Genomic DNA, 16,401 nt, shown 5'->3' on the forward strand with positions numbered 1-16,401 from the left:
AACCCTGCAACATGAGCAAAGCGAACCCTACTGCAACACCAGCGGCACCACTTTCCCCTCAGGCGTAAGGTACATGAACTGCTTTTTAACTTCTACGATTTTCTGTGGTGCCACCGGTGCCTTCGGCGGGTGAAGGGTAAACCGGACCTTGAGGCTGTAGGTAAACTGAGCGGCCGGCTCCAACAGATCTGGATTGATCACCAGGTCGTAATCGTTTGCGGGGATGGCCTGGTAGAAGCTCAGGGTTGGTTTATCTACATTAGTCACCACTGCGTTCGCGGTTTCCTGCTTCGTCAGCTTTTGGGAGGCGTGGGCGGAGTAGGTTTCGTAACGCTCTCCGGGGTAAACCACCCAGGCACTTTCGGCGGCATGCTGGAGAGCGGTGTCCAGGGCGATGCCATTTTTGGCGTATTGTTCTTTAATGCCGTCCAGGTACTCAAACGCCATTTTACGCAGTTCTTCGTAGATTTTTTGCGGCTCATTTACGGCATAGTCAACTTTAATGATGTCGTAAATTTCTTCTTCGGCGGCCTCCGTTATGATCTGGTCCAGTAGTTCTGCCTTGCGGTAGCGGATGTGGAGGTTCTTTTGAAGATTAAAGCCGGTGGGCACCTCCGTCAGGGTCTTTTTTGAGAAGATCTTTTTCTCTTCATTATAGGCGTAGGTTGGCAGAAAATTGACCATGTCGATGTAGATATCGTCTTCATCAATACCCAGAGCCTGCAAGGCTTTGGTTACGGCGCTTAGTCGTTCGTTCATGGCCTGATTCACGTCTTTTGCGGTCTTGCCTGACTGAAAGACACTAAAGATAGCTATGTGTGCATCTGCCTGCTGGTTACTTAGCGCATTCACCGTCATTTCGATGATGTTCTGGTCGGGGTTAAGGTCAGCCGCTCGTTGTACACTTCGAAAGGCGGGCTGGTAATTGGACAAGGCCTGGGGGCGCTGGTTCCGGTAATTGCCCATCACCTGGGCGGATAGATGGAAAGTACCCAGGCAGGTAATAAAGAGCAGTAGGTAGCGCATGAAACAGGGGATTTATGGTTGAAGAAGAAAGAATTGATGGCGCGGCCGCAGGGGCAAGGAAGGTTTCTGGAAAGCAAGGTTTTACTCGCCAGAAACTTGACTTTAACTACTGGAAGCCACGTTGTCCGGTGGCAAAACTAAGGGCCTGTTTTTTGGGAGAACCCCGATTTCTCTGTACAAAAAGGCCGTTTTAGGTATAGTCACGGGCACATTGGGGGCATTGACAAAGTAGTAGGCTTCGTTCACAAAGTCTGGCGAAGCGCTTTTGGGTTCTGGACCTCCCGGTCCAGCCGAAGACCCGCCAGATCGGGAACCTACGCGCCTAACGGCCCATTCACCAAGTCAACCGGCCCGTTCACAAAGTCCAGCTGGCGCAGCGTGCTTCCACCACCGACTTTTGTCCTTGTCAACCCAATTCACCGAAGCCAAAAGCTTCCCTAAAACATCGACATGAAAATCCCTTCCACCTTTACCTGGCTTGCCGCTGCCGTACTAACCGCAACCCTGGCCGTCTTTACCCTAACCAATTTGTTTTCCGGCACCTGGATCTCAGCGCCCCTCTCCCCCACTGCTGCCGAAAGTACTTTGCCTGCTCCTGCGGCCGCGCCTGCTCCGGAAAATTCAGCAAATCGCATCCAAATCGCCTTTCTACTCGACACTTCCAGCTCGATGGATGGCCTCATAGACCAGGCTAAAGCCCGCCTGTGGAACATCCTCGGCGAAATCCTGAAAGCAGAGCGGGACGGGCAGTCTCCCGCCATTGAAGTGGCCCTGTTCGAATATGGAAACAGTGGTCTGCTACCCCAAAAAGGATACATCCGTGAAGTGTCCTCCCTCACTACCAATGTGGACAATTTCAGTGAAAAGCTTTTCGGCCTTAAAACTGGTGGTGGCGACGAATTTTGCGGCCACGTGATTCTTACCAGCACCGAGCAGCTGCAGTGGGACGAAGACGCCAACACCGTCAAACTTATATATATAGCCGGCAACGAATCCTTCCTCCAGGGCAACGTCAGTGCAAAAGATGCCCTGACGAAAGCCCGTAATAAAGGCATCGTAGTCAACACGATTTTCTGCGGCGACCCCAACACGCCCGACGGCAAAACCTGGCGCATCGCCCTCACCGATAAAGACGGGGACTTCTTCTCCATCAACCAGGACGAAGCAGTGGTCTTCATCCCCTCTCCCTACGATGACGCCATCGAAGAAGGTAACCTTCGGCTGAACGGCACCTACATCCCCGTAGGGCAACAAGGCATTGCGCTTCAGGAAAACCAGGTTCGCCAGGATGCCAACGCCGCCAGCTATGGAAAAGCCAACCTGAGCAGCCGGGCTAAGTACAAAGCCAGCGCCAACTACACCAACGCCAGTTGGGATCTAGTGGATGCCTATTCGGAAGACAAGGAACGGGTCATGAAGGACAAAGCTACCCTACCAGACTCTCTGCGGACCCTCTCAGATGAGGTGCTGACCGCAAAAATTGCCGAAATGAAGGCAGAACGTCTTGCCCTGCAAACCTCCATTCAGGACCTTACCAATAAACGTGACGCCTTCGTTGCCGAAGCACGCAAAACAGCCGCCGGCACCGAAGACAACACCCTCGGCTCGCGCATTAACGCAAGTGTAAGGAAACGGCTCATCGAAAAGAAATATGTTATTAAGGAATAACCCCAGACACAGGCCCGGAGGGCCGTCTCTTGTAGCGAGGGGTAAGCGATGGTCCGCAGGACCAAGCGCAGCCCCTCGTTTTCGTTATCCAATCCTACCTAAACCCAAGCGTCCGGGTATGTATCCCATCCTTGAGGCTATCCAGGCTACCTCCATCAATAAGGATGTCTTCCCGCAAAGTAGAAACCGTACTGGTGATCATACCGAGGCCACCGGTTAAATTGGTATAAGGGGAAAGTGCCTGCGAGCTAGTGAGCCCTGCATTGGCATTTTCCTGCAAGCGACGGTCAAGTACGGCCTGACCAGAAGCGGAGATCCGAAGATCGAAATTCTGAAACCGGCGGACAACACCATTTTCGGGCTCCAAGGCATTCCCGATAAAACGGTAGAAGCTTTCGTTCAAAACATCGTAGCGTACTAAATTGTCGGACGTTTGGTCTCCGCCAGGAACAAAACTATTAGCGAGGTTCCACTCCAGGCGTACGTCCCGGTTTCGGCTGGCGTCTGCGGGGAACAACTCACGGATATCCATAAAGATGGTGACGTCATAGATGGCAGCACCAACTTCCTTTGACCAGGTCATCGCCAGGGGACGCTCGTAATCGTCTATCCGTACCATTTCGTTTGGACGGTTAATGGTGATGGAGTTAATGATTTTTGTTTCCGCTACCGCGTCGGTTTGGCCGGGTCGGGTGATCAACAGGCGAACATCGTCTCCACCATCGAGGTCAAATTCACTGTCAAGGACGGTATAGAGGATGTTGGGAGAAGTAGCGAAAACGCCGTCTTCGCGGTTCAGCTCAAAGTCTTCACCGTTAACCCGCTCAAGTTCGGTAATTCTGCTATCGGTAAGGTTTTCCAGAAAAACGCTGGCTTCTCCACTACCGTAGTAAATAGAATCAGCGATGGCAGCATTCTCTTCGGCATTACCGCCTGCCTGCAAAAAAGCCTTTTGGACCCGAACGAAATGACGATCATCGTCGGGGTTCAGGAAGGCATAAGCCACCGGAATGTCCTGATAATCACCCTCAAGGGTAAATTCATCACGACAGGAACAGAGGACGAGAAGACAACAAGCAATCAGGGATAGACGGAACATAATTGGCGTGGTTCTTTGGTAGGTTGGAACTTTGGGCGGCAAAGATAGCTAGAATGGATGGTTGGTTTATTGGTTTGTTGGTCTTTTGGGCGTCTGAACTGGCGGGGGCGGGTTTACCACTGAGGCGCTGATGCTCTGAGCAGTCAGGCTAAGAAAAGTAACCATTAAGGAGGTTTACGGACCGATACTGAAAGTATGTCACGATAGTGCTCCAGGCCCAGCCCTCGTTTAGACTCGTGGTACAGAAGGTTTTTCCGAAGGCGGGCATGCGGTGGTAACTACTGGAAAGCTGGCGGGCACGAGCCGTTGCGGATGAGTCCATTCTACCCGGAAGCTGCGTAGCAGGACATACGGGAAAAACCTTTTCACCAATCATACCTTTTGAAGGCCAGAGAGCAGCCAGCTACACCGCCTTTACATCTCGTCAATATTGTCACTTATTTTGGTGGGCATGTTTCTCTGGCGATGGCTTACCTGGTCAAGATCACCTTCTTCCAACCGTTGACTGAGCCAGCTGCGGCACTGGCTGAAGTTATCGAAAATATAACTGTCGTCAACGAGGCCGGGGATGAGGTTGATACGTTCCATCATGGAGCGTACCTGGTCGTTCATGCCGGTGAATACGACGGCAACACCTCTGTTTTGTAAGTCGAGAATGGCATCTTCCATTGCGTAGAGTCCTGATTGGTCGATATAAGGAACCCTTCCCATACGGATGACGAGCACCTCAAGGTTCGGAAGTGCCTGAATGATGGTTTGGAACGAAGAGACAAAGCCGAAAAAAATTGGCCCGTCGAGGTGCTTGATGAACACCCGGTCTCCGATGCGGTCAACGAGGTCTCCTTCGTCCGCCCAGGGCTTTTCTATGCTAAAGTCACTGATTGATTCGGAGCTTGCGCCTTTCTCAGCCTGATCAGCGCTTTTCTTCATAAAGAGCAAGGTAGCCATAATCATACCCACCGCGACGGCTTCGAGTAGACCGACAAAGACGGTCAGGAAGAGAACCACCAGCATCTCACTACAGCATCGCCAACGGGTACCGAGCGGAGGTGACGGAAGCCTTTATAATCAATAATTCCAATACCCACCGTGAGGAGAATACCGGCCAGAACCGCCTTGGGAATAAACTGAACGATACCGCTAAGACCTAACAATACAGCAAGCAGGAAAACCCCCGCGATCATACCGGAAATCTTGGTTTTACCGCCACTTTCTACGTTAATGACGGTACGCATGGTAGCGCCCGCACCTGGAAGCCCGGCGATGAAAGCAGCCCCCATGTTGCCGATACCCTGCCCAATTAGTTCCTGGTTGGGGTCGTGTTTCGTTTTGGTAATGTTGTCCGCAACAACGGAAGTGAGGAGGGAGTCGATAGCGCCAAGGGCGGCAAGCGTTGCACCAAATTTCAGGATGATACCCAGGTTACCTAAGTCAAACATAGCGGCAAAGAAGCTAAGTTGAATCATGGGCAGGCCTTGCTCTACCTCACCGATTACTGGCACCGTTCCCGGCGCCATGAAGAAATAAGCACCAACGGATATAATGACGAGTGCCACCAGACTGGAGGGGAGTATTTTCGTAATTCGCTTGAAGCCATAGATGATTCCAATGGTGGCCATGGCTAGTAAAAAATTCATCCAGTTGATGCCGTTCGGGGTAGAGAATGGCCGGGTAAACAGTTGAAAAACGCCTACCGTTTTCTTGGACTGACGACGGACGAGGCGCTGGGCTTTGTCCTCAATATCGGCTGATGTTACTTCTTTGAACCGCTCACCGGTTTCCAGGATAACCGCACCGTCCATTACTCCCTTAAAAACGCCATCTTGTTCTTCTTCGCGAATGATTCCTTCCAGAATTTGCTCTTCCGCCTGTGGCTTACGTTCGTTGACAAGCTGGGCGTCCTTTCCCGCATCGTAGCCCAGGAGCGGAAACAGCTGGGTAATAATGATGATCACGCCGATACCAGACATAAAGCCGGAGACGACCGGATAGGGAATGTATTTTATATAACGGCCCAGCTTAATGATACCAAAAAATACTTCTAAGGCCCCCGCGATGAAGAAAGTGGCGAGAATAAGCGGCAGCGCTTCCTGGACGGACCCTGCCCCGGTCTCGATGATCGAACTGGAGATAACGGAAGCGGAGACAACCGTCATGGGGGCGGTAGGGCCGGAGACCTGGGTGGCCGTACCTCCGAACATGGCGGCCAGGATGGCAATAGCTATGGCGCCGTAGAGCCCGGCCATAGGGCCCAGGGCCGTCTGGTCGCCGAACGCAAGAGCGAGCGGGAGTGCTACGATACCGGCGGTAAGACCGCCCAGAAAATCACCTTTTATATTTGAAAAATCGAAGCTAAAGGGATTAGTCATAATCAATTTTGATAGTGATAAATTTAGTAGTCAGGCTTCGGGAGCAATACTTCCCTGCCCCTTTGCTTTTCAACTTCTACATGGCACCTGCGACCGCGCCCACCTTATTGTACAAAAATTGCGGCGCGATCGCAGGTACAGGGTTAAGGTTGCCAAAGCAAAGTGAAACAAGCCTGGAGGCTATTTAGGCAAGAAAATAGGGCATTTTACTCAATACGGATGCCCCGGGTAGTAAATGATATTCCCTGCTGCCCGTAATCGGTAATAAAGACACCCTCGAAAAAGGGATCATGCGTGCCTTTAGGCTTCCGCCACTCAAAGACAAAGTTGTCTCCGGTACCTCCTTCCAGATCGTTCGCTCCGATGATGATTTCAAGCGTTTCTAATGGCGCCAGGAATACTGGCTTATCGAAATAACTCCGGATGTTGGTTCCGTCTGTTTTGTGGTAGATAGCTTTCTCGATGAAGATGGAATCCTTCGGGTTAATATTGCGCATACTTATGGTGCCCGTCAACTTCATCTTACTGTGCTGAGACTTCACGTATATTTCAGAATAACTAGAGAGGTACGTGCTGCCCGTTAGCAGAGAATCACGGGGTGTGAGGTCAATCTGGCGCAGTTCCCAGTCCTGTTTCGGAATGGAGGTGACCGGTATGGCTTTCGCCGGAGGATCGCAGCTGACGACGGAAAAGCATAAGCATAAAAGGGCTACCGCAACAACGCTATGAGTTTTCATCCGGACCAATTTTTGGTGTGTAGAGAACAATGAACTGAATAATGATAGCCATGACAATCAGGGCACCTATCTCTAACTGGGTAAACAAGTGCGCAGACCCAAGTGCTTTTTTACTTTCGTAGAGTTCTCTTTTGCCCTCCTCTACCTGAATATCGGCCAGTTCGTCCAGCTGTTCGCGTACGGCCATGAGATCAGTTTTCAACTTTCCGGCAGATTCCTGCCCCGGAGTAGCGGATGCTTCCGTTGATTGAAGGTCTTCTAAACTATTTTTCAGGCTATCAAAGAATATCTTTTCCTTTGCCGTTAGCTTGGTAGCAGCAAATAGCTCGATGTATTCCTCTATCCGTTCGTTGTTAGAACTGTAATTACCGATCGGCTGATCAACGCCAAGTTTAGCGTAGGCTATTTCTTTTTGTGCCACTTCTTTGGAGATATCATAAATGATGTCCTGTGCGATTATTCGATCAGCGTAGATGGTTTCGATCGACGCTTCGATGATCAGGAAGTTCTGTCGGTCAATTAGGTTGGTCGCTATTACAAGCAGAAATACAAGGGCAATACCAAGTATCCATTTTATTTTATTAAAGAGCGTCATAATGGTTGAATTTGGTTAGAAGAAGATGGTGCTACGCAGAAGGGCGTTCGAGTAAATCGACCAGCCCTTGTTCAGAAGGAGACTGGGGAAAATTAGCCGAATATCCCCTTTGGTATAGTGCAGCTGCAGTACGTCCACCAATTGCAAGTACCCGCGTGGATGCAGCCAGCTCCTGTTGGTCCAGGTATGCAGCGACGTTCAGCGGGCTGGTAAAAATAAAAACGTCTGCCCGAATCGGTTCCTTAACCGGTACGGGTTCATTATTGTAGCATATGGCATCCAGTACCGTGACGTGCTCGTCAAGCAGGCGTTGTATTGTAAGCAGGGAGTTCCTGGCGCGGGGGAAGAAAACCCGGTCTCCTTCGGCGACTGCTTTGAACTGTTCGGCTACCCGTGCGGGCGAACCTTTCCCTACAAAATCTGCTCTACCGGTGAGCTCCCGCAGGGTTTTGGCCGTCCCCTCCCCGATCGCCGCCAGGCGAACGTTATCGGGCAAGATTGCTGAGAAAAGGCAGAATTCGGCGGCTTTTGAACTGTAGAAGAACCACCAGTCAGCTTCGGCGGGTACCTGAAAGGGAACTTGCTGAAACTTCAGCAAGGAGCGCCCCGTAATTGAGTTGCCGGAAACGGTTGCCCAGTGCCGGAGGGCACTGTCCGCTTTCAGGTTCCTGGTGACGAATACCTTACTGGGAGCAGTAGCCTTGCCAGACCTTTTGTTCGGAGATTGGCCCAGTAGCTTAGTCGTCCAGACCCAGAGCATTTCTTCCAGATTATCTCCAATATCCTCATCATTTTCAAGGTCCGTAAGGCGGGGAAGATGTCTGGCAAAAAACGGATGGTCGTGCGCCATTTCAAATATGGAAGAAGCTAAAGCCTTTGGATGCTTGAACTGAGGGTGAATCCGAAGGATCAGCTTGCTGATTTCTTCGGTAAGTCCCTTATAACCCAGAAACAGGCCTTTGCGGTTTTTCTGGTCAACGAGTTTGGTCCGATAAGCTTTAGTTCCTTCGTTAATGACCAGCTGGTGCAGTTCCCATTGATCGATGTAGTCGACCCCTGACTTACGGGAATAGGGCCTGACCAACACTCCGATGGCGGCTTTTAACCGCAACCAAGGATCACGTTCCTGAAGCACCTCCTGAATGACTAGGTGATGCACCCAATCCCAGTACCAATTTGTGAGGTACAAAAGTAATTGGTTCTTATTGCTGAAGTAACGATACACACTGGCCTCCGCAGAACCAATCTCTTCGGCTAGTTTTTTAAACGTAAAGTCTTCCAACCCAACCCTGTTCATCAAAAGAATGCTGTTGGCAAGGATTCTCTTCCCTAGATCCGTTCCCTGAGGATCAGAAATGTAGAGTGCGGGAGGGGGGAGAATTCTTACCTGAATAGCCATGACGGAATTTGGTTGATTAATGCCTTTTGTCTTACTGGTTGTGATGGGCTTTGGCTCTCCGGTTCTTATAGCGTGGGCCCGTCAGCTTGCGGCGGGCAGTGGTTGGCGCAGCCGTGGTATCTGCCGAAACCGGTACCCGCTTTTTGTTTTTGTACGCAGGACCGGTTACCGTTTCCTTTTTGCTAGCCGTAGCGACAGGCGCATTGCGATTAAATACCGCAAGCCGACCAGCAGCATTGGGATTCTTGTGGTGAGGACTACGGGTCAGTTTCTTTTCGATCTGCTCTAATTTCGCTTGATCCGTACCATTGGGCAGGGAATCAATAACTATTGAGGCCGAAGTCGTACTTGCCATAAGGCTTACCGTTGATAGCATAAATACGAACAGGGTGATGATTATTTTGCAATTAAACATAATTCTATGATTTGAAGTAATCAATCGTTTTACACCAAGAGAACAATACTCTCACCACACAAGACGATAGCTTTACTATCACATAGTGTAAGATTACTGTCAAACCATTTTAGTTGAAGGGTATTTGACTGTGGGACCAGAGCAACGGCAAGCTCGGTCAGCGAAGTCTTCGCTCGTCGGCTGAAGCAGCAGGAAATACATGATTCCTCCGCCTAGCGAATAATTTGTTGAGGACTGCCCCCCACCCGGTCTCTCGGAGGATGAGTGACCTTGCGATTGCCCTGGCCGAGGGATTACGGGGCCTAGCTTCAATGCAGCGGTAAGGCGGGCGGGCACGCTGGTTAAAGTGTATTTCCAACATCTAGGTCCAAAGACCATTAAGTGCTGAACACTGATTCCTGCCGCCTAAACCTTTCGTGTCTTCAAACGGATGGCATTACCAATCACCACGACATCAGAAAAGGCCATGAAAAGGGCCGCCCACATGGGGTTGAGGAAGCCCAGCGCCGCCAGCGGAATGGCCACGATGTTGTAGCTGAAGGCCCAAAACAACGACTCTTTAATGGTACGAAGGGTGAGGTTGGCTACTTTACGGCCTTCGGTGAGTAGGCTTAGGTCATCGCGGAGCAGGACGATTTGTGCGGCGTCCAGCGCGGCGGCGGAGCCGCCGCCAAGCGAGATCCCCAGGTCGGCGCGGCTGAGCGCCGCCGCATCGTTGATGCCGTCGCCGACCATGGCGGTCGGCTTTTCAGCGCTTAACGCAGCGATCCGTTCCAGTTTTTGATCGGGGAGTTGTTCGGCGTAAACTTCGTTGATGCCCAGTTCACGGGCAACGAGCTCTGCTTTTGCGGTACGGTCTCCAGTCAGCAGGGTCGTCTCAATGCCTTGTTTAACCAAACCTTGCACCAGCGCCCGCGCCCCCGGACGTAAATCATCCGACAGGGACAAACTGGCCAGATAAGCTCCGTTCTTCAAGAGCACGACGTCTGCTCCATCCGGAACCGCTACCTCGGCGGGTAATTTGCGCACTGCACCCAAATAATACTTGTCCCCTGTTTTATCCGAGGCTTCCAATCCAAGGCCGGGCGTCTCTTCCACAACGAGGTCGGCCGATACAGGGGGCAGCGGCTCCTCCTCCAGAAAATTGCGGATACTTTCGGCAATCGGGTGGCTGGAGTATTGCTCCATGGCATGGATTAGGGACCGGACCGCTCCCTGGTCTGCACCAGAAGCCACTGCGAAGTTGTTCACTTTCAGTTCGCCCGTAGTCAGCGTACCCGTCTTATCGAACACCATTCTTTCAATGCCCGCAAACCTTTCCACCGTACTTCCCCCTCTTACGAGTACTCCCAGGCGAGCGAGCCGGCCGACCCCCACCATTACAGCAGTTGGTGTTGCTAGCCCCATGGCACAGGGGCAGGAAATAAGCAATACGGCAATGGCGTTCATCAGGGCCTGGGTCGCCGTGGCATAACCAGTAAGCCAGCCCAACAAAAACGTAAGCACTGAAATGCCGATCACTACCGGTACGAAAATCGCGGACACACGATCCGCAAGTCTTTGCAAACTGGGCTTATCTGCCTGTGCCGTTTTGACCAGGTCGATTATTTTAGCCAGCGTACCATCCTTGTAGCCCGCAGATACTGCATAGGTTGTTTGTCCGGAGACAATGATGCTCCCCCCAAGGAGCACATCGCCGACACCCTTTTCTTGCGGCAGGCTTTCCCCGGTCAGCATTGCTTCGTTTACCGACACGGTGCCCTCCAATATTTTGCCGTCCAGTGGTACTTTATCTCCGGTATTGACCCGTAAGTGATTACCAACCTGAACTTCCTCGACGGGCAGAGAAACCACTGCCCCGCTGGCGGTGATCCGCCGGGCGTTCTCCTCCTGCAGGTCAGAAAGTGCCCCAATGGCCGTAGTGGTCCGTTCCACCGCCCTTGCCTCCAGCCAGTTGCCGATCAGGACCAGCGTAATGATGGTCGCAGCGGTTTCGAAGAAGTAATAGTCGGGGTTTTGCCAGGCCAGTCCGACCAGACTATAGATGAAGGCGGCCGTTGACCCAAGGAAAATCAGCACGTCCATATTGAGCATGCGTTCGCGCAGTCCGGCAAACGCAGACCTACCGAAGTACAAGCCACCAACGAGATAAACCGGCCCGGCCAGGGCCAACTGTACCCAGCCATTGTGCATCAAACCAATGTGTACGCCGAAGGTCATAAGCAAGTGGGCGAGCAGCAAGGGCGCGGTTAAAACGGCGCAGAAAACCAGTCGGCGGCGGGCCTTGTCTTCGTGTTCATGGGCGTGGCCATGATGGTCTTCTCCATGTGCGGGCTCATCGACTACGGTAAAGCCCAGTCGCTTGATCCCGGCACGTACCCCATCCATATCAAGGGCAGCATCATCCTGACGATAGCGAACTTCCTTGGTCTGGAAATTTACCAGGACATCTGACAGGCCTTTTCGCTCCAGAAAACGCTGAATAGACATGGCGCAATTATTGCAATCCATCCCTTCAACCTTCATTTCTATGATTTCCCGCTGCTTATTCACGAACTAATGTTGTTTTGATACTTTATACTAGTATTAAACGCGGACACCCCGCAATAAGTTAACCAACCAACACACGCTATGCGTTACTTTAGCCAACTCATTTTACTTTTTCTGGTGCTTCTATTCACCGCTTGCGGCGGTGGAGAGGCCACTACTGAAACTACCGACGATACGGCAACGGAAGCTGTTCCGGAACCGGCCATGAAGGCTGTCGCACTCGCCCCCATGCCCGCCACCAAGAGTTTCCCCGACGCCAAGATCGATGGCTGGAAATACAGGGATGGAACCTTCACCTACGAAACCAGCGGCTACGAATTTGCCGTCCCTACCCCAGACGCAGGTTCCATCATGTGCGCCAACTCAGGTAAAGGCCAGCACGCTCACCTGATCATCGACAACGAACCGTACATCGCGAAGTACGAACCGACCTTCGAACAGGCCGTTGCGGATGGAGAGCACCATATCCTAACCTTCCTTAGCCGGAGCTACCACGAGTCTATCAAGAACGGTCAGGCCCACAGAGCCGTAAAAGCGACTACGATGAAAGGGAATTTTACCGAAATTGCTGAGATAAAAACGCCAATGCTCTTTTACAGCCGCCCGAAAGGAACCTACGTCGGGAATAAGGAGACTCAAAATGTGATGCTGGACTTCTTCCCCGTAAATGCTCCATTGGGTGCCGAATACCAGGTTAAAGCAGTAGTTAATGGCCAAGACGAATTCATGATCGATGAATGGCGCCCCTACTACCTGACCGGCCTGCCCATGGGAGAAAATACCGTAGAGCTGACCCTGATGAAAGACGGCGTTGCGGTGGACGCTCCGCTGAATCCGGTTACCCGGACCTTTAATTTAGAAGCTGATCCTGCAGGAAAGTAGTCGGTAGTTTTTTTAGTTCATAGTCGGTAGTCCGTAGGGCTGATCAGAATATTTCAATATTACGTTCTACCGACTATAGACTACCTGACTAATCTTACCTTTGTGCCGTGCAGATGAATGACCAGAATACACCAACGGAAGGCCCGAAGAATTTGGCTTCCATTCGAGACCGGGGGATTGCCTTTTTGTTAGATCGCCTGTTTGTGCTTCCCTTTTCGTTGGGAGCTATTTACGTTCTGATTTACCTGAAGTCTCTTCCACTGGTACTGGCTTGCATTGTGGCTGAAGCGGCGTACAAGCCAGTCTTGGAAGCAGTCTATGGCTATACCCTGGGCAAGAAGGTGATGAAGATCAAAGTTATCAGTCAACACACCCACGGACCAATAACCTGGAACCAAAGTTTTCTCCGGTTCACCCCCTGGGCGCTGGCGGCTTACGCGGCAATTTTTGTCATGATCCGGTACTTTCAAACACCGGGAGCGCTGGAGCTGGAGACCATCGAGCAATTCCTTGAATTCAGGGTAAATCACCCATTGTCCAACAGTTTTCTGATTGGGATGATAAATTCCCTTTGGATCTTCTCTGTAATGTGGATATTTTCTGATTCGCAGAAAAGGGCATTGCATGATCGGCTGGGGAAAACACTGGTGGTTAAAGAAGTAGAAGCTAGTAGTCAGGAACCAGGAGCTAGAAACTAAGGAATGCTCCCAGGTCAAGCAAGAGCCACTGTTCAACCTAAGAAGGCCGTCGCGCAATGCGTGACGGCCTTCTGGTTTTTAGCTTCTTAGTTTCTGGTCCTCCAGCCCCTAACTTTTCTGCCCGCTAAAATGATCCTCCTTCCGCTGGAAGAGCACATTGAAAGAGGTGAGCGAGCCATAAATACGGGTAATGTATTGCTGCAGGTTTACTTTCTCTTCGTCGGACAAATTGCTGGCGTTTACCCGTTGTTCCATAACCCGGAGGCGGTCACGCACCATCACAATTTTGTGAAAGAAGGTGTCTATGGGCATTTCTTTATTGGCAAGGCCATCCTCCCCAGGCTGGAGAATCAGGGTGCCGTCGATCCACTTATCGCCTAGTTTAGTAGTTTCCTGAATACCGTTGTAGGTGCGTAAGATGCGAACGAGGGCTTTCTCCGCTTCGTTAAAGGAAGCTACTTCCTCTGCTTCAATTGCTTCGATCACTTCCCACTTATCGTATTCCCGGCCTACCGTTTTTATGCCGTATTGCATGAAAGTTACGTCGTATGCTGCTTTGTAAAGCTTGATAATTACGCCGTCACCGAATGCCGGATGACGAACGCGGCTACCTACTCCGAGGGTGGTTATTTCGCTCATGGGGTTGTTTTTATTTCCTGGGAGCGAAAGTAAGGAGAAGTCAGCAATTGGGGGCGCGGCCGCAGGTACAGGGTTAAGTTGACAACATTAAAGGGATAAACCAGTGTTGGCCCGGCAACTATCTTTTCCAGGCCTGTATCCTGATCGCTAAAACCTGAGTCCTGTTCACTAAAAACTGAACCCTTAATACTGATTCCCGATTTCCTACCTTTGGCCAAAGTCAAATTCTACCCATGCTATTCCGACTAATCCTCACCATCATGCTCACCTCCTTCCTCACCGCTGCCAACGCTCAGGCTGACCCGGTACCTTATGCCTTGTTTGACAGCAAGGGCAAACGGGCCAAGTACAAAAAGCTGGCCAAAGCCGCTAAAGCCGCCGACATTATACTCTTCGGGGAAAGCCACAACAGCGCTATTGCCCACTGGCTCCAAAATGTAGTGGCGCGCGATTTGCGGGCCGCTGGCCCGCTAAGCATCGGTATGGAGATGTTCGAGTCCGATCAGCAGATTGCACTAGACCGCTACCTGGCCGGAGAGATTAAAGCCGAAGCACTGGATTCGGTGGGTGAAGGCCTGTGGAATAACTTCAAGACCGATTACCAGCCGCTGGTGGACTGGGCGGGAGAAAACGATGTTCCCGTTATCGCCAGCAACGTTCCCCGAAGGTACGCCCGCGTAGTCTTCAAGGACGGTTTTACCGGACTGGAGGCGCTGTCGGCCGAAGAGAAAAAATTACTGCCTACCCTACCCGTTCCCTACGATGCTACCCTACCCGGCTACGTCAAGATGTTGGAAATGATGCCCGGTGGCCACGGCGGAGAGACCTTCCCCATGGCCCAGGCCATCAAGGACGCCACCATGGCACATTTCATTGTTGCCCGCAAACAGGCCGGACGCAGGTTTCTCCACCTCAATGGCAGCTATCATTCAGATAATTATGAAGGAATCGGCTGGTACCTGAAGCAGTACGCCCCGGAACTTAAAGTGATGACGATCTCTACGGTGGAGCAGGAAATGATTCGTTCACTTGAAGCCGAATATTTGGGCAAGGCAGATTTTATTATTGCTGTGCCGGAGATGATGACCCGGACTTATTAGAAGCCCTTATAAAGGAAATTATCCCCGTGATACCGCTTCCCAAACTAAAACAGCGTAAACCACAAAAGCAGTAACCGCCGAAACCAACACCCCCGCAGCCGCCACATCCTTAGCCTTCCCCGCCAGCTCGTGGTAATCAGGAGAAACGAGATCGACAACATATTCAATGGCGGTATTCAAAGCCTCTGTAGTAATGGTGAAGCCGATGCAAATAACGAACATCGCCCACTTCCAGGCGGGGAACTCCAAATACCAGGCGGTCCCCAGGGCGACAAATATTGCCGCGAGGTGTACCCAAATGGGCTCATGGTTCAGGAAGAGGTCGGCCAATCCCTTGAAGGCGAAGCCGAAGGCCCGGAACCGGGAGGTAATGAATTTCAGCATAGCTTATTTGTGGATAGTCACATAGTGAGTAGTGAGCAGTGAGCAGTCAATGGTAGGTAATACTTCCGTAGGCTAGCGTTTGAAGGCTCACGTCGTACTTAGTGGCATCCTTTTTCCAGGCAATGCCGCGCTAAAAGGTAAAGCCACACGAGCGCAGCGAGCATGAACTTGCGGTAGCACTACCCATTTTCCGCTATTGACTACCTACTAATTACCGAATCCGATGGATTTCTTTCCCTCGGGCTTCTCCTTTTTCAGGGCCGCCATGCGCAGGGCGGTCACCGCTGCTTCAACGCCCTTATTACCGTGTTTGCCGCCAGCACGGTCGAGGGCCTGCTCATGGGTGTTAGGCGTCAGGAGGCCAAAAATGAAGGGCTTCCCGGTGGTAATGGTAAGGTTCATTAGTCCCGTGGCGACGGCGTTGTTGATGTACACGTCGTGTTCGGTTTCTCCCTTGATAACGCAACCTAGGCAGATGACGGCGTCGAGTTTTTCGCGACCGGCCAGGATGCGGGCGCCAGCCGGCAATTCAAATGCTCCTGGCACCTGGGCTACGTAGAGGTTGTCTTCTTTAGCGCCGTGCTTGGTGAGGGTTTCCATGCAGGCTTCGTAGAGGGCGTGGGTGATGTCCCGGTTCCAGTCGGCCACAACAATGCCAAAGGACATTTCGGAAGCGTCCGGGATATTGCTGTCGTCGTAGGTACTCAGGTTCTTTTGGGCAGAAGCCATGTCTTTTATTTTTGGATTATACGCATGGAAGAGCTAATTAGTTGGCTGTTGGGGTACTTCAATGCACGATGTGTGAGACGTACCGTCATTAACTTTGCCAACAACATCACC

General features: G+C 51.6%; 16 protein-coding genes. 4 read left to right on the forward strand and 12 right to left on the reverse strand.

Annotation, left to right across the window (positions count from 1 at the left end):
• Positions 1-27: 27 nt before the first annotated feature.
• A complete protein-coding gene (locus tag B036_RS0122855) occupies positions 28-1,026 on the reverse strand; it encodes an SIMPL domain-containing protein (protein ID WP_020571075.1) in 999 nt (332 codons plus the stop codon).
• Between the two features lie 450 nt (positions 1,027-1,476).
• Here B036_RS0122855 and B036_RS30640 point away from each other — a divergent pair, with 450 nt between their 5' ends.
• Positions 1,477-2,694 carry a vWA domain-containing protein gene (locus B036_RS30640; RefSeq protein ID WP_020571076.1) on the forward strand — a complete coding sequence of 406 codons (1,218 nt, stop codon included), beginning with the start codon at positions 1,477-1,479 and terminating at the stop codon, positions 2,692-2,694.
• A 94-nt stretch (positions 2,695-2,788) separates the two neighbouring features.
• Here the strand turns inward: B036_RS30640 and B036_RS0122865 are convergent, their stop codons facing one another.
• From B036_RS0122865 to B036_RS0122900, 8 genes are all read right to left on the reverse strand, one after another.
• The gene (locus B036_RS0122865; protein WP_020571077.1) at positions 2,789-3,793 is read right to left on the reverse strand and encodes a DUF4249 family protein; all 1,005 of its coding nucleotides are present in this window, start codon (positions 3,791-3,793) and stop codon (positions 2,789-2,791) included.
• 414 nt (positions 3,794-4,207) lie between these two features.
• On the reverse strand, positions 4,208-4,723 hold the full coding sequence (locus tag B036_RS34335; RefSeq protein ID WP_245557502.1) for a sodium-independent anion transporter: 516 nt from the start codon (positions 4,721-4,723) through the stop codon (positions 4,208-4,210).
• 62 nt (positions 4,724-4,785) lie between these two features.
• On the reverse strand, positions 4,786-6,162 hold the full coding sequence (locus B036_RS30645) for a SulP family inorganic anion transporter (protein WP_245557503.1): 1,377 nt from the start codon (positions 6,160-6,162) through the stop codon (positions 4,786-4,788).
• Positions 6,163-6,368: 206 nt separating this feature from the next.
• Positions 6,369-6,899, reverse strand: coding sequence for a DUF3124 domain-containing protein (locus tag B036_RS0122880; RefSeq protein WP_020571079.1), 531 nt, complete (start codon positions 6,897-6,899; stop codon positions 6,369-6,371).
• On the reverse strand, positions 6,886-7,494 hold the full coding sequence (locus B036_RS0122885) for an MCP four helix bundle domain-containing protein (protein ID WP_020571080.1): 609 nt from the start codon (positions 7,492-7,494) through the stop codon (positions 6,886-6,888). The genes B036_RS0122880 and B036_RS0122885 overlap by 14 nt, the downstream gene beginning before the upstream one ends.
• 31 nt (positions 7,495-7,525) lie before the next feature.
• A complete protein-coding gene (locus B036_RS33060; protein WP_071596804.1) occupies positions 7,526-8,893 on the reverse strand; it encodes a uroporphyrinogen-III synthase in 1,368 nt (455 codons plus the stop codon).
• Between the two features lie 31 nt (positions 8,894-8,924).
• Positions 8,925-9,308: a hypothetical protein gene (locus B036_RS0122895; protein ID WP_020571082.1), complete on the reverse strand. Its 384-nt coding sequence runs from the start codon at positions 9,306-9,308 to the stop codon at positions 8,925-8,927.
• 405 nt (positions 9,309-9,713) lie between these two features.
• Positions 9,714-11,834 carry a heavy metal translocating P-type ATPase gene (locus B036_RS0122900; protein WP_044103615.1) on the reverse strand — a complete coding sequence of 707 codons (2,121 nt, stop codon included), beginning with the start codon at positions 11,832-11,834 and terminating at the stop codon, positions 9,714-9,716.
• Between the two features lie 105 nt (positions 11,835-11,939).
• Between B036_RS0122900 and B036_RS30655 the strand changes: the two genes are divergently transcribed.
• Entirely contained in the window at positions 11,940-12,740 is an 801-nt protein-coding gene (locus B036_RS30655) for a hypothetical protein (RefSeq protein ID WP_020571084.1), read from the forward strand.
• A 113-nt stretch (positions 12,741-12,853) separates the two neighbouring features.
• Positions 12,854-13,438 (forward strand): RDD family protein, encoded by a 585-nt coding sequence (locus B036_RS0122910; RefSeq protein ID WP_020571085.1) that lies wholly within the window; start codon positions 12,854-12,856, stop codon positions 13,436-13,438.
• A gap of 108 nt (positions 13,439-13,546) precedes the next feature.
• Here B036_RS0122910 and B036_RS0122915 read toward each other — a convergent pair whose 3' ends face one another.
• Positions 13,547-14,077 carry a hypothetical protein gene (locus B036_RS0122915; RefSeq protein ID WP_020571086.1) on the reverse strand — a complete coding sequence of 177 codons (531 nt, stop codon included), beginning with the start codon at positions 14,075-14,077 and terminating at the stop codon, positions 13,547-13,549.
• A gap of 233 nt (positions 14,078-14,310) precedes the next feature.
• On the opposite strand from B036_RS0122915, the gene B036_RS0122920 reads away from it, so the two are divergent.
• Positions 14,311-15,177: a ChaN family lipoprotein gene (locus B036_RS0122920; RefSeq protein WP_020571088.1), complete on the forward strand. Its 867-nt coding sequence runs from the start codon at positions 14,311-14,313 to the stop codon at positions 15,175-15,177.
• A gap of 18 nt (positions 15,178-15,195) precedes the next feature.
• Here the strand turns inward: B036_RS0122920 and B036_RS0122925 are convergent, their stop codons facing one another.
• Together B036_RS0122925 and ribH are read right to left on the reverse strand one after the other, a co-directional pair.
• Positions 15,196-15,561: a diacylglycerol kinase family protein gene (locus tag B036_RS0122925; RefSeq protein ID WP_020571089.1), complete on the reverse strand. Its 366-nt coding sequence runs from the start codon at positions 15,559-15,561 to the stop codon at positions 15,196-15,198.
• Positions 15,562-15,768: 207 nt separating this feature from the next.
• On the reverse strand, positions 15,769-16,290 hold the full coding sequence (gene ribH / locus B036_RS0122930; protein WP_020571090.1) for a 6,7-dimethyl-8-ribityllumazine synthase: 522 nt from the start codon (positions 16,288-16,290) through the stop codon (positions 15,769-15,771).
• Between the last annotated feature and the right edge of the window lie 111 nt (positions 16,291-16,401).

Origin of the sequence: Neolewinella persica DSM 23188, from assembly GCF_000373105.1 — a bacterium.
In the GTDB taxonomy this organism is placed as follows: Bacteria; Bacteroidota; Bacteroidia; order Chitinophagales; family Saprospiraceae; genus Neolewinella; species Neolewinella persica.